At 63.8% G+C, this 12,795-nt stretch carries 7 protein-coding genes; 4 read left to right on the top strand and 3 right to left on the bottom strand.

All coding sequences use genetic code 11. The annotated features are described in order from the left end of the window. The first annotated feature begins 14 nt into the window (after positions 1–14). The 4 genes from H3U89_RS06700 to H3U89_RS06685 all read left to right on the top strand — a co-directional run bounded on the left by H3U89_RS06700 (position 15) and on the right by H3U89_RS06685 (position 5,413). A complete protein-coding gene (locus tag H3U89_RS06700; protein ID WP_198179998.1) occupies positions 15–1,502 on the top strand; it encodes a dihydrolipoyl dehydrogenase family protein in 1,488 nt (495 codons plus the stop codon). A 48-nt stretch (positions 1,503–1,550) separates the two neighbouring features. Continuing rightward, complete coding sequence (locus tag H3U89_RS06695) at positions 1,551–2,285, top strand: DUF4191 domain-containing protein (RefSeq protein ID WP_198180000.1); 735 nt, start codon at positions 1,551–1,553, stop codon at positions 2,283–2,285. A gap of 144 nt (positions 2,286–2,429) precedes the next feature. Beyond that, the gene (gene glnA / locus H3U89_RS06690) at positions 2,430–3,866 is read left to right on the top strand and encodes a type I glutamate--ammonia ligase (RefSeq protein WP_198180009.1); all 1,437 of its coding nucleotides are present in this window, start codon (positions 2,430–2,432) and stop codon (positions 3,864–3,866) included. A 200-nt stretch (positions 3,867–4,066) separates the two neighbouring features. After that, positions 4,067–5,413, top strand: a complete 1,347-nt coding sequence (locus tag H3U89_RS06685) for an MFS transporter (protein ID WP_198180011.1) — start codon at positions 4,067–4,069, stop codon at positions 5,411–5,413. A 131-nt stretch (positions 5,414–5,544) separates the two neighbouring features. Here the strand turns inward: H3U89_RS06685 and H3U89_RS06680 are convergent, their stop codons facing one another. The 3 genes from H3U89_RS06680 to H3U89_RS06670 all read right to left on the bottom strand — a co-directional run bounded on the left by H3U89_RS06680 (position 5,545) and on the right by H3U89_RS06670 (position 12,772). After that, positions 5,545–6,741, bottom strand: a complete 1,197-nt coding sequence (locus H3U89_RS06680) for an Mrp/NBP35 family ATP-binding protein (RefSeq protein ID WP_198180013.1) — start codon at positions 6,739–6,741, stop codon at positions 5,545–5,547. Between the two features lie 69 nt (positions 6,742–6,810). Continuing rightward, complete coding sequence (gene ligA / locus H3U89_RS06675; RefSeq protein ID WP_198180015.1) at positions 6,811–9,375, bottom strand: NAD-dependent DNA ligase LigA; 2,565 nt, start codon at positions 9,373–9,375, stop codon at positions 6,811–6,813. After that, positions 9,368–12,772, bottom strand: coding sequence for a tetratricopeptide repeat protein (locus tag H3U89_RS06670; RefSeq protein ID WP_232345568.1), 3,405 nt, complete (start codon positions 12,770–12,772; stop codon positions 9,368–9,370). Before H3U89_RS06670 ends, ligA begins: the two co-directional genes overlap by 8 nt. Between the last annotated feature and the right edge of the window lie 23 nt (positions 12,773–12,795).

Genomic DNA, 12,795 nt, shown 5'->3' with positions numbered 1-12,795 from the left:
TAGCATGGATTGCTATGCAGCAATCGATCAACCAACCCGGCACAGAGTCTCTTGACCCCTGGGATGCCGACAGCCGCCAGTACGACACCATCATCATCGGATCCGGTCCGGGCGGCTATGCCACGGCCCTGCGCACGGCAGAGCTGGGCGGACGCGTAGCCCTGGTCGAGCAGGACCCTGTGGTCGGCGGCGTCTGCCTGAACCGCGGATGCATCCCCACCAAGGCCCTGCTGACCGCCACCCAGGTTCTCGAACAGGCTGACCTTGGGGCCGCCATGGGCATTAATATCGAGTCGGCCGACATCGACTACCAGAAGCTCCAGGATTATCAGGACCGAATGGTGGACGCCATGACCGGCGGCCTGTCGAGCCTGCTGAAGCAACGCGGCATCACCGTGGTGCACGGCCACGGCACCATCGTCGGTGACGGCCTGGTGGAGGTGACCGACGATGACAGCAATCGAACCCGCCTGACAACCTGCGACACCATCCTGGCCACCGGTTCTCATGCCAGGGCCCTGGAAGAACTCCCCTTCGATGATCTGGTCATCGACACCGACCGGGCCCTGACCCTCAAGCCTTTCCCCCACCGGGCTCTGATTATCGGATCAGGGGCTGTGGCCCTGGAATTCGCCACCATTTGGAATCAAGCCGGTTGCCAGGTGACCCTGATGGTCAGACGGGACCGAGTGCTCTCCCACTGGGGTCGGCGGACCGGTCAGATTCTGACCCGGGAGTTGGAGCGTCAGGGAATTCAAATCATTACCCATGCCCGCTGTTCGGGCGGACACCGTCTACCCGCTGATGGAGGCATTCAGGTCGACTACCAGCCAACGGACGACAAGGGCCAGGCGGGAACGATCGAGACTGATCTGGTCCTGGTGGCCATCGGCAGGGACCCCAATACCGATCCCGAGCACATGAAGGAGCTGGGCATCGATCTGGACGACCATGGCCAGGTCCTGACCGACTCCCAGGGGCGCACCAGCCGTGACCGGGTCTGGGCCCTGGGCGACATCACCCCGGGTCACCATCTGGCCCACAGGGCCTTCCAGCAGGGCATCACCCTGGCCGATGCCGCCTCCGGCCTGGACCCCGAGCCGGTCAACGAGGCCACCATCCCCCGCGTGGTCTTCTCCTCCCCCCAGGCCGCAGCTGTGGGCTTCAGCCGTCAGGAGGCCGAGGACGATCCATCGCTGAACCAGGTCAAGGAGACCATCTACCCCATGATGTCCAACTCGCGCATGCGCATGAGCGGCATGCAGGGCACCCTCAGTCTGATCACCGCCTGCCCGGCCACCGACATGGAGAAGCAGATGGTTGTCGGTCTGGAGATGGTATCCCCCCAGGCCTCCGAGAACATCGCCGAGGCCCAGCAGCTGGTTGGCAACCAGATCCCCCTGCACCGGGCGGCCGGGCTCATCCACCCCCATCCCACCTTCTCGGAAGCCATTGGAGAGGCCCTGCTCAAGGCTGACGGCAGACCCCTGAACATGCGATAGGCATGCGGTAGACTGGTCAACCAGTGAACGTTTCCGAGTGAGGATGGCATGGCTACAGAGGACACCAAGGGCAAAAAAGCAAAAAAGAAGACCAGCACGATCAGCCAGATCGTCAAGATCTATCAATTCACTTACGCAGAGGACAAAGCCCTTCCCTGGCTGCTGGCCGCGGCCATTCTGGTACCCACACTGATAGCGGTGGTGATCTGCCTGCTGGCCCACTTCGGCTGGCTGTCCTGGATTCTGACCGTGCTTCTGGGCATCATGGTCGGCCTGCTCCTGGCCACCATGACCCTGACCAGACGTTCCGACCGGGTCGGCTACGCCAAGATGGAGGGTCGTCCAGGCGCTGCCGCCGCCGTGCTGAGCAGCATCTCCAAGGCAGGCTTCTCCTTCCCCCAGGAACCCGTCTGGATCGACGCCAAGACCAAGGATGCCGTCTGGAGGGGCACCGGTCGCACCGGGGTCTACCTGATAGCCGAGGGCGATTACAACCGCGTCAACAAGGCCATGAACCGCGAGGAGGAGAAAATCCGCCGCATCACCCGCGGGTCTGCCATACCCATATACCGGATCAGCGTGGGCCACGGTCCCGACCAGGTTCCGCTGAACAAGCTCCAGCGCACCGTGGTCAAAAAGAAGATCAAGCTGACCGCCACCGAGCTGGAGACCCTGAACGACCGGCTGGTCACCCTGCAAAAGCGGCAGAGCGCCCTGGGAATGCCCAAGGGCATCGATCCGACCAAGATACACGTCAGCCGCAAGGCCATGCGCGGGCGCTGATGTTTTGAAGGTCCCGGCATCTTCCAGCAGGGAGGCGCCGGGACCTTCGCATGAAACACCCCCGTAACCTCAGTGGCGAATTGCCGAAAAAACCGGTCCCCTAGACTGGGTGACCGTTACGGTTTCCACGAAAGGAGCAGTTCAGTGAGCGAACTTAAGTCAAAGGCCGATTGCGAAGCTCTGATAAACCAGGAGGGCGTGGAATATGTCTCAGTCAGGTTCACGGACCTGATTGGGGTCCAGCAGCACTTCACCGTCCCCGCCAGCGAATTCCTCAAAGAGGCTTTCACGGACGGCATGGCCTTCGACGGCTCCTCCGTCCAAGGCTTCCAAGCCATCAACGAGTCCGACATGAAGCTGATTCCGGATCCTGAAACAGCCTATCTGGATCCCTTCCGCCGCCACCGCACTTTGAATGTAGCCTTCTCCATCGTGGACCCGGTGACCGACGAGCCCTACTCCCGCGACCCCCGGCAGATCGCCTCCAAGGCCGAGGCCTACCTGCGCTCCACCGGCATCGCCGACACGGCTTCCTTCGCTCCTGAGGCTGAGTTCTTCATCTTCGACAAGGTCCGCTTCGAGAACAGCATGCAACGCTCCTTCTACGAGGTGGACTCCATCGAGGCCCCCTGGAACTCGGGCGTGGATGTCGAGGAGGACGGCTCCGACAACATAGGTTTCAAGAACCGGGTCAAGAAGGGCTACTTCCCAGTACCGCCAATTGACCACTATCAGGATCTGCGCGACGACATGGTGGCCAACCTGCAGAAGGTGGGCCTGATTCTGGAGCGCTCCCATCACGAGGTGGGCGGCGCCGGCCAGCAGGAGATCAACTACCGCTACAACACCCTGCTGCACGCTGGCGACGACCTGATGAAGTACAAGTACGTGGTCCACGAGACCGCTGCCCTGGCCGGCAAGGCGGCCACCTTCATGCCCAAGCCCATCGCCGGGGACAACGGAACCGGCATGCACTGCCACCAGTCCCTCTGGAAGGATGGCAAACCCCTCTTCTACGACGAGAATGGCTACGGCGGGCTCTCCGACATCGCCCGCTGGTATGTGGGCGGCCTGATCGAGCATGCCTCGTCCGTCCTGGCCTTCACCAACCCCTCCACCAACTCCTACAAGCGGTTGGTGCCCGGGTATGAGGCCCCGGTCAACCTGGTCTACTCTGCCCGGAACCGTTCGGCGGCCATCCGCATCCCCCTGGCCGGAACCTCACCGGCTGCCAAGCGGATCGAGTTCCGCGCCCCCGACCCCTCCTGCAACCCCTTCCTGGCCTTCTCGGCCCAGCTTATGGCAGGACTGGACGGCATCCTCAACCACACCGAGCCTCCGGCCCCCATCGACAAGGACCTCTACGAGCTGCCTCCGGAGGAGCACGCCCAGATCAAGCAGGTGCCCGGCTCCCTGGAGGAGGCCCTGAACGCCCTGGAGGAGGACCATGATTTCCTCAGCGAGGGCGACGTCTTCACCGACGACCTGATCCAGACCTGGCTGGATTTGAAACGCGGCGAGCTGGACCAGACCCGCCTGGCCCCCACCCCCCTGGAGTACGAGCTCTACTTCCACATCTGAGTTCGCATGACGACCGAGGCCGGCTGATCAGCCAGGTCGCATAGGGTCCGATCCTTCCTGCTGAAGGGTCGGGCCTTTTACATTGTCACGGCCGTCGGCATCCGCCCATTGATGGCAACACGCCAGCCCCGGCATCCCGGCAGGCGGTCAGGCCAGAATGAGGAAAGGCACAAAACCGGATTTGATGGAGGTGGAGATCGATGCGCTGGCTGCGTGAGTTCATGGAGTTGCCCGTATATCTGCGAGCCATGCTCATCGTGGACCTCATGTGCAACTTCGGCATCGGCCTGGTCATGCCCATCGAGCTGCTCTTCGCCACCCATTCCCTGGGTGCCACCATGAGCGAGGCCGCCCTTCTGGTGACCATCAGCTCGGTGGGGTCCCTGATCTCCAACCCCATCATCGGATGGGTCTCGGACCGTCGATCCTCCTGGCTGGCCATGCATACGGCCATGATCTTTTCGGTCATCGGCCCCCTGATCTTCACCGTGGCCCACGATTATCGGGCAGCAGTGGCGGGAGCCTTCGTCTCGGGCCTGGGGATGGGCATGCAGACCTCCTGGGCCAGCATTCTGACGCAGATCTCCACCAGGGAGCAACACCGGATCGTCTATGGAATCAACCAGGCCGAGCTCAACCTGGGCATCGGCCTTGGGGCGGCCGTTGGCGGACTGCTGGCCGCGGGCGGTCAGGACTTCCTCTATCGCATCGGCTTCGGCGGCAGGGCCCTGGGATTCGCCCTGCTCAGCCTGTCCCTGCTGGTCATCGAACGCCACTGGAGGCTGCGTCGATTGACGGCTGAGCTCAAGGCCAAGGCGGAGCGGGAGGCCATCAAAGAATCCGCCGGGGCAACCCACCCTCTTCAGACCAGCCAGCCCAACAGCAAGAAAAACACAACCATCAACGGCACCTTCGGAGGGCGGACCAGCTCACTGACCAGGGTGCTGGCATCCATGGCCCTGCTGACCCTGGGCACCTTCTTCATGGACCTGTTCGGCTACTCCCAGTTCGACGCCGGTCTGGTCACCACCTTGATTTCGGATCCGCACATCCCCCGCTGGTCCCTGTCGGTGGTGGACGTGGTCAACACCTTCTCGGTGGTCATCATGAACATCGTGCTGCTGCCCCGCCTCAAGGATGCCAACCATGTGCGAATGCTGCGCACCGTGCCGATCTTCTGGGCTGCGGCCTGGGTGATTATCGTCCTGGGCCTGCGCCTGGATTCCACCCCTGGTGCCCTGAGCGTGGCCTCCCTGGGCATCACCATCTTCGGGTTGGGCGAGGTCATGATGGGCATCTCCCAGCCGGTGGTGGCCGCCGAGCTGGCGGGACCCTCGTTCAGCGGTCGCATGTTCGGGCTGCTCAACACGGCCGCCTCCCTGGGCTATATCGTGGGACCCATGTTCGCCTCCTACATCCTGGCCGGGCATGAGGTCATTCCCTTCCTGGCCATGTGCGCCATCGGTCTGGTCGTGCTGGCCGTCCCCTGGTTCCTGGCCATTCCCTCGCGGCAGATCACCAGCCAGAAGAGCCCGGCTGCCATCTAGTCTGGGACAAGGCTTGGCACCGAATTAAAGACTTCGAGGTTAGCTAATCCAAAGGATGACCAAGAAGACATACCTATAGTGGCCAGTGCAGCATACTGAGTTGTCTCTTTGGCGGCAGTTCTCTTGTAAAGTCAGTCCTCGCCGGCTGCCCGACGGGCATCACCAGGCTCAGAACCCGCCATCAGGGTCTTGGCCAGGTCCACAAACCGTCTGGTCAGCGGCGAATCATCCAGGGAGCCGTCTGGTCTGAGTACAGCCGGACGTCCGGACTCCCCCGACTCGCGCAGATCGGTCTGCAGGGGCAGCTGCTCCAGCAGGGGCACCTGATACCCCAGATCCCGGGTCAGCTGGTCGGCCACACGCTGGCCGCCTCCCTGACCAAAGATGCGCAGCCGCTCACCATTGTGCTCGTACCAGGACATGTTTTCGATCACACCCTGGACCTTGGTGGGCAGCTGGAGGGCCACCAGCCCTGAACGCACGGCAACCTGCGAGGCCGAAGGTTGGGGGGTCGTGACCACGATCAGTCGGCTGTTGGGCAGGGCCTGGGCCACGGACAGGGCCATGTCTCCGGTGCCTGGGGCCAGATCCAGCAGGAGCACGTCGGGGTCGCCCCACCAGACATCGGAGAGGAACTGCTCCAGCGAGCGCTGCAGGCGCGGACCCCTCCAGAGGATGGCCCGGTCCGAACCGGCGAACATGCCGATGGAGATCAGCTTGACCCCCCAGGCAGTGACCGGCATCAGCATGCCGTGCAGATTGGTGGGCCTGCTGTGCACGCCGAAGAGCCCAGGCAGGGAGAATCCGTAGATGTCAGCGTCGATGGCGGCCGTGTCGTAGCCCAGTGCTGCCAGCGTGGCCGCTAGATTGACGGTCACCGAGGACTTGCCCACGCCTCCCTTGCCCGAGGCGATGGCGAAGATGCGGGTGCCCACGCCAGGCTTGGAGAAAGGATTGCTGCGCCGGGCCGCCTTGAGGTCGGCCACCAGGTTGTCCAGCTTCTCCCGACTCATGGAGGAGACATCGATATGCGGGCGCAGCCGGGCTCGCGGGTAGGAGGTCACGGTCCCGTTGATCTGGTTGGTGATGGTGGTCGACAGCGGACATCCCTTGATGGTCAGCTCCACCCGCACGGTCACCTCATAATCGGCCTGGGCATCCCTGGCTGGCTCGACAATGATGTCGGTGATCATGCCCAGATCGGTGATGGACCGCCCCAGTTCCGGATCGATGACCCGGCTGAGCCGCTCATAGACCTCCCCCTTGATTCTTCGAGGCAGCTCCTCCAGATCCCGGGTCCCTTCCTTGCGATGCTCTACTTGTTCCATGCCGTCACCATATCGCGCCCAGCCATCGGCTGCCAGGGCGCGGCTGGTCGGATATTGCGAATGTCACAATCAGCCTTGGGCCGGTTTGGGGTCGCCGGTGTCAAGCAGGCGGTGGAAGCCCGCCTCGTCCAGGATGGGCAGGCCCAGGCTCTCAGCCTTGTCGGCCTTGGATCCCGGGTTGGCGCCGACCACCACATAGGTGGTCTTTTTGCTGACGGACCCCGAGGCCTTGCCGCCGCGCTCCACGATGGCCTCCTTGGCGGAGTCCCTGGAGAAGTCCTCCAGACTGCCGGTGACCACAACGGTCATGCCCTTCAGCGTCTGCGGCTTGGTGCTGCGTTCGACGTGAGCACCCACCCCGGCGGCCTGCCAGGCATCCAGGATGCGCCCGCGCCAGTCGCCGGGCTGTCGCGCACCCTGGAACCAATCATGAATGGAGTGCGCGATTTCCGGGCCCACCCCGTCCAGCTCGGACAGGTCCGCCACGCTGGCCTCCTCCACGGCCTTGAGCGACGGGAAACGGGTGGCTATGGCCCGGGCCGAGGTCGGTCCCAGGTGCCGGATGGACAGGGCCACCAGGACCCTCCACAGGTCGGCATGCCTGGCCTTGTCGATCTCTTCGAGCATCTGCAGGGTGTTCCTGGAGGGTTGGGCATCGGCAGTGCCCAGGGCGGCCTCCTGGGCCTGGGTCTCATGACTGTTCATGGCCCGTTCGCCCTGGTTATAGAAGGCAGGCACCCGGTACCAAAGACCGCTGCCGCCAGTCCGACGCTTGGTCGTGGTGCGACCCTGCCGACCTTCCACCTCCACCTGCTCCATCAGGGGAACCTCACGCCAGACATAGACTTGACGCAGGTCCTCAACCTTCAGGTCGAACAGGCCGGCCTCGCTGGTCAGGACCGGATCCTGACGCGGGGGAAGCTTCAGATCCGGGTCCGGCTGGTAGGCAGCAGCCTGGCCGCCCTGGTCAACCAGGACCTCACGCAGGCCGGGGGCATAGACTTCAACAGAATCAGGCCGGTTCTCATCCGGATTGGTCAGGGCTATGGCGCTCTGCTCCCCCAGATGCTCGATGTCCAGGGCCTTCCGCGAGGCCATGTGGATGATCCGCTCGGTCAGCTGGGCCGGGCAGGACTCCACATTGGGGCAGCGGATGTCCACGTCGCCCTCCTTGGCCGGAGCCAGCCGAGCGCCGCAGCTGGGGCAGGTATCGGGCATGACGAAGGGTCTCAGGTCCTTCTCGCGCCCCTTCCTAGCTTCGACGACCGGTCCGACCAGCTCGGGGATCACATCGCCCGCCTTGCGGACCACCACCGTGTCCCCGATCAGAATGCCCTTGCGCTTGACCTCGGAGGCGTTGTGAAGAGTGGTCCTGGAGACCGTGGACCCGGCCACGGTGACCGGGGTGAGAACCGCCACCGGGGTGATCCGCCCGGTCCGGCCCACCTGGACGGTGATGTCCAGAAGCCGGGTATTGACCTCCTCCGGAGGGTACTTGTAGGCCACGGCCCAGCGGGGGGCACGGGAGGTGGCACCCAGCCTGCGCTGAAGATCCCGGTCCTGAAGCTTGACCACGATGCCGTCCAGGGCGTGCTCGATGTCATTGCGGTGCTGGCCGTAATAGTCGATCATGTCCAGAATCTGGTCGAAGGAGGTGACGACCCGGTTGTGGGGTGAGACCGGAATCCCCCACTGCTTGTAGAGGTCGTAGGCCTGGGACTGGTCGATGACCTCGTCATGGGTCCCCTTGGGATGGGCCGGGCCCCACCTCAGGGAGCCCAGGCCATGGGCGTAGAAGCTCAGACGACGGCTGGCCGTGATGCGTGGATCCTTCTGCCTCAGGGATCCGGCTGCGGCGTTGCGGGGGTTGGCGAAGGGCGCCTTGCCCTCCTGCTCCTGCTGCCCGTTCAAGGCGTTGAAGTCATCGAACCGCATGAAGACCTCGCCGCGGACCTCCACGAATTCGGGGATGTCGCGGGCCGGGCCCGACAGGTTCTGGGGAATGCTTGGAATGGTCCTGACGTTGAGGGTGATGTCCTCGCCGGTCACCCCGTCCCCCCTGGTCAGGCCCTGCTCCAGGACCCCGTTGCGGTAGAGGAGGTTGAGGGCCAGGCCGTCTATCTTGACCTCGCTGGTCATGGGCAGGGCCTTGTCCTGCGGCCAATCGAGCTCGTTGCGAAGCCCGTCATACCATTGGCGCAGCTCGGCGACACTGAAAACGTCATCCAGGCTGAGCATCCGGGAGGGGTGACGAACGGAGGCGAAGTCGTTGGAGAAGGTCCCCCCGACCCGGTGCGTCGGCGACTGGGGGGTATCCAGGCTGGGGAAGCGGGACTCCAGCTCCTGCAGGCAACGCATCCTGGCGTCATAGGCCGCGTCGGAGGAGACCGGCGCATCGTCTATATAGTAGGCGACCTGGTCGGACTCGACCCAGGCGGCCAGCCTGGACCAGAGGCGCTGGGCCTGTTGGGCTCCCAAGGAGTCAAGGTCAAGCTCCCCCAGTCGCATGGCATCAGAATCGTCGGGCTGGAGGGAGGCTATCCATCGGTCAGTGCCCGGCCTGGGCCTGGATTCGGCATTCCCGCCCTCATCACTGGTTTGCCGATTATCTTCCTGAGCTGTTTTGTCATGCATTGAGCGACCTCATGAACTGTGCCTGTACCACATCAACACCTTCATTATCGTCGTCGTTCATCCTGGCGGCCGCCATTGACAGTGTTCGGGCGGGGACAAAGAGCCCGCCGTCCACACAGATGCGCGCGGCCTGGCGCACTATGGAGGCCACCTCGGTGTGAGGCCAGACCGGCAGGCCATGTTCGGCCAGCACCCGACGGGCCTGCCGGTGGTCTTCGGGCAGGACCACGCACTGGGAGCGGGCCCTGGCCTGCAGCTCGGCCAGCTCACTCTTAAGGGCCGGTATCCGGTCGGGACTGATGTGCTCGCTCATCAAATAAGCCGCTGCAGCCACGTCGAACTCATCGCGCATCCATGAGGCATAGGCCAGACGGTAGTAAGCGAAGGAGGCATCGTCACGGTCCAGGGCCACCCGCAGGGCGTTCAGAGTGGCAGCCCGGGCCGAATCCCAGTCCTCCCGGTTGGCCAGCATGACCGCCAGCTTCAGGTGGGAGAGCGGGTAGGCGGGCGCATAGGCCACCATGGCGTTCAGATGCTTGAGGGCAGCCTGATCCTCCTTGAGCTGGGCCAGCAGGTCGGCAATTTCCAGGTGGGCGTAGAAGAGGTTGTCAGGAATGAGCAGGGTCCGCTCCCCCGGTGTGGCGAAGAGGCGGTTATAGACCACACGCTCGGCGTATGAATTGAAGTAGCGGGGCACCTGGCCCTCAGCCGCAAAGACGGCATCCAGATGGGCAATGGCGTCTTGCTCCACCTGTATGCCCTGGGCCGCTCCGCCGGAAAAGAGCAGATCGCGGGCCCTGACACGCTCCTTCTCCAGTTGGGAGGATAGGGAGAAGTCAAAGTCTGGAACAGAGCTGCCGTCGATCATGGCGCTGGCAACCTGCGGGGCCAACTGTTCCAGCTCCGGGTCGCCGATGCTTTCGATGATGCTTGTAGCCTCCTGGGCTTTGGCTGCTGAAGTCATGGTCCGGTCCGAGGCCAGTTGGTGGAAACCTCCTACAGCCCTCTGAAGCAGGTCGGCCCGTTGGATGGAAAGGTCCACGGCCTTATGTGCGCCCAGGGCCTTGGCAGACTTGTCGGCAAAGGTCACCTCGGAAAACTCGGGCTCCTCCTGGCTGCCGTGGGGGCTGAAGCGGTCATCACGCATGTCGAACACGGCCTCAGTGGGCTTGAGCCCACCCTGGGAATCCACCTGCATGGCCGCATCGAAGAAGCGGTATATGCCACGTGGTTCTTTCAGACCCTGCGAACGGATGCGGGAGAGGAAGAGTTCCCTGCTGAAGACCACCGAGACCAGGGTGCGGATGGTCGGATTGCTCTGCAAGGCGCTGAGCGGATTCCGGGATGCATCGTCGCCAGTCTGATCCGCAGAGACATCCTCATCCGAAGCATCCTCCTTGGATGCATCATCATTGGCTGACGACGGCGGCGCAAAGGCGGCAGAGTCAAGGTCCACACCCTGCATGAGATCCTTGAACTCTCTGTCCACGGATTCCTTTTCACCCTGATTCTCGGCCCTGTCCTCCTCATTGCCCTCTTGCTGCTCAGGAGCCATACGGGAGGCGATGGGCTTGGTGGGATCGCCATGCACGTCGCCATCCTTGGGATCAGCCTTGGACCCAGTGGGGGCCACCTCGCCGGAACGCATGCGCTCAAAGGCCTCCAGGGCCTGTCCCATCATGGTCCTGATGGCCGAGTTCTGCTGGTCGACAGCCTCCTCCAGACCGATGGAGTCGATCTGCAGGCTGACCTCGCGCACGGCCGGATCCACCCCGAATGCCAGGGCAGCCATCATCAGTCCGACGCGCAGGTTGTAGTCAGCGCTCATGGCGGAACGCTCGCCGTCGTCCAGGTCCCGCCAGGCCCGTGACTGATCCTCATAGCGGCTGGAGGGCATCATGGTGCGTCCTGCCGCAGTGAAGGCCAGGGCCACCTTCCCCTGGGCGAGGTCGGATCTGAACTCCACATCGAAACGGAAGGGCAGCCGAAGGGATCGCATGAGCATGGACAGCGTCTGCCGGTAGACCCACTCAGAACGCACCGGCTCCTGACCCTGGCCGTCCGCTCGCACCGGCAGAGCCTGGGGAGCCTGTTGACGGACCATGACGGCGGTAGCCGCAGCCTTGTCAACCATAGCGTTGATGGCAGTCCGCCTGTCGTCCTCCAGGGGATCGAAGCGAATCGGATAGTCCCCCGGGCGCATCAGGGCGACAATGGCAGGATCGTCCAACAGAGCCTGGTCCAGCCGGGTTGCCTGGACGCGGTTGATCGAGTCCTCGGTGGGCAGCGTCCCCAGGCGGGCATTGCGCTCCAGCCAGGCGCTGACTGCGGCGAACCTATTGAGATTGCCCTCGATACGCAGGGCCGCAAGGGCGGCGGTGAACTCCAGTCCGTTGTCCCAGCTCAGGAAGTAGGCGCCGGAATACGAGGAAGCATACAGATGCAGGGGCTCGGCCCCGTGAACAGCCTCAAGACCGGAGACGGGCGATAAGGCCCCGGCCTCGCGCATCAGGTCGGCGAACAGATCCTCCAAGCCGGAGACCCGTTGTCCGTGGGAGCGCGCCTGGATCATGTCGCCCACACTGCGTCGGATGGCACCCATTGGCGCCTCCCGGTTGAGCCGGTAGAAGATGTTGCCCGAGCCGAACCCGGTGAAGGTTCCCTGGATGCGCGGCAGCAGGTAGGCGGCGAAAAAGGCGATGGCCACGGCATCCCGGTACTCCAGGTCCAGGCGCATCTCCGGAGGCAGGAGTGGACGCAACTGCTCCAGGGAATAGCGGCCATCGGCTCGCAGCCAGGAGGCCAACCAACGCATATGGCCGGCATCGTCACGGCCAGCCACAGCACCCTGCAAGGCACGGACCGGTCCCGAATCCTGACCCGGATCGCGGCCCAGCCGACGACCGTCGGCCAGGGTCACCTCCTCCTCCCGGCCCAGCAAGAAGGCAGGCTCCATGTTCTGCAGGTCCATCCGACTCTGCTCGCCGATGAAGACCCTGCCATGGTCGTCGGCCAGAGCGATCTGAGCAAAGTGACGACGATCGGTGAAGATCCCCAGCGCGAAGCCGCGGCCGGGCGCATCAGGCCACTGAACCCAGCCCAGCGTCAGCCCCTCGGGCACGCCCTGCAGGCGGGGAAAAAGCCGGCGCTTGACGGCGACACCCAGAATACGGCTGTGGGAGGCCAGAAATTCGTGCATCTGCCGATCATCAGGATGGCGCCCCGTGCGGTTGATCAGATCGACCATGTCGGCCACCGAAGAATCCAGGGGACGATCCCCGCGACCCCCTGTGGTCGGCCGAGAGGAGCCTACCAGTCCTTCCAGTGCGGAAAGAATGGAACGGCCCAGGCCGGACAGATTCCCGAACCCCCGGGACTTCTTCGCGTTCTTGGACATACCTTTGATTGTCCCAATCCAGC

It is taken from the genome of Bifidobacterium sp. W8104, from assembly GCF_016100735.1.
Classification (GTDB): domain Bacteria; phylum Actinomycetota; class Actinomycetes; order Actinomycetales; family Bifidobacteriaceae; genus Bombiscardovia; species Bombiscardovia choladohabitans.
Note: the sequence above shows the minus strand (reverse complement) of the source record. Positions and strands in the feature narration are given on the sequence as shown.

Bases quoted from the DNA above. Each gene is read 5' to 3' on its own strand.
- H3U89_RS06680 (WP_198180013.1), bottom strand. From the start codon at position 6,741: ATGGAACAAGTAGAGCATCGCAAGGAAGGGACCCGGGATCTGGAGGAG.
- ligA (WP_198180015.1), bottom strand. From the start codon at position 9,375: ATGCATGACAAAACAGCTCAGGAAGATAATCGGCAAACCAGTGATGAG.
- H3U89_RS06670 (WP_232345568.1), bottom strand. From the start codon at position 12,772: ATGTCCAAGAACGCGAAGAAGTCCCGGGGGTTCGGGAATCTGTCCGGC.
- H3U89_RS06700 (WP_198179998.1), top strand. From the start codon at position 15: ATGCAGCAATCGATCAACCAACCCGGCACAGAGTCTCTTGACCCCTGG.
- H3U89_RS06685 (WP_198180011.1), top strand. From the start codon at position 4,067: ATGCGCTGGCTGCGTGAGTTCATGGAGTTGCCCGTATATCTGCGAGCC.
- H3U89_RS06695 (WP_198180000.1), top strand. From the start codon at position 1,551: ATGGCTACAGAGGACACCAAGGGCAAAAAAGCAAAAAAGAAGACCAGC.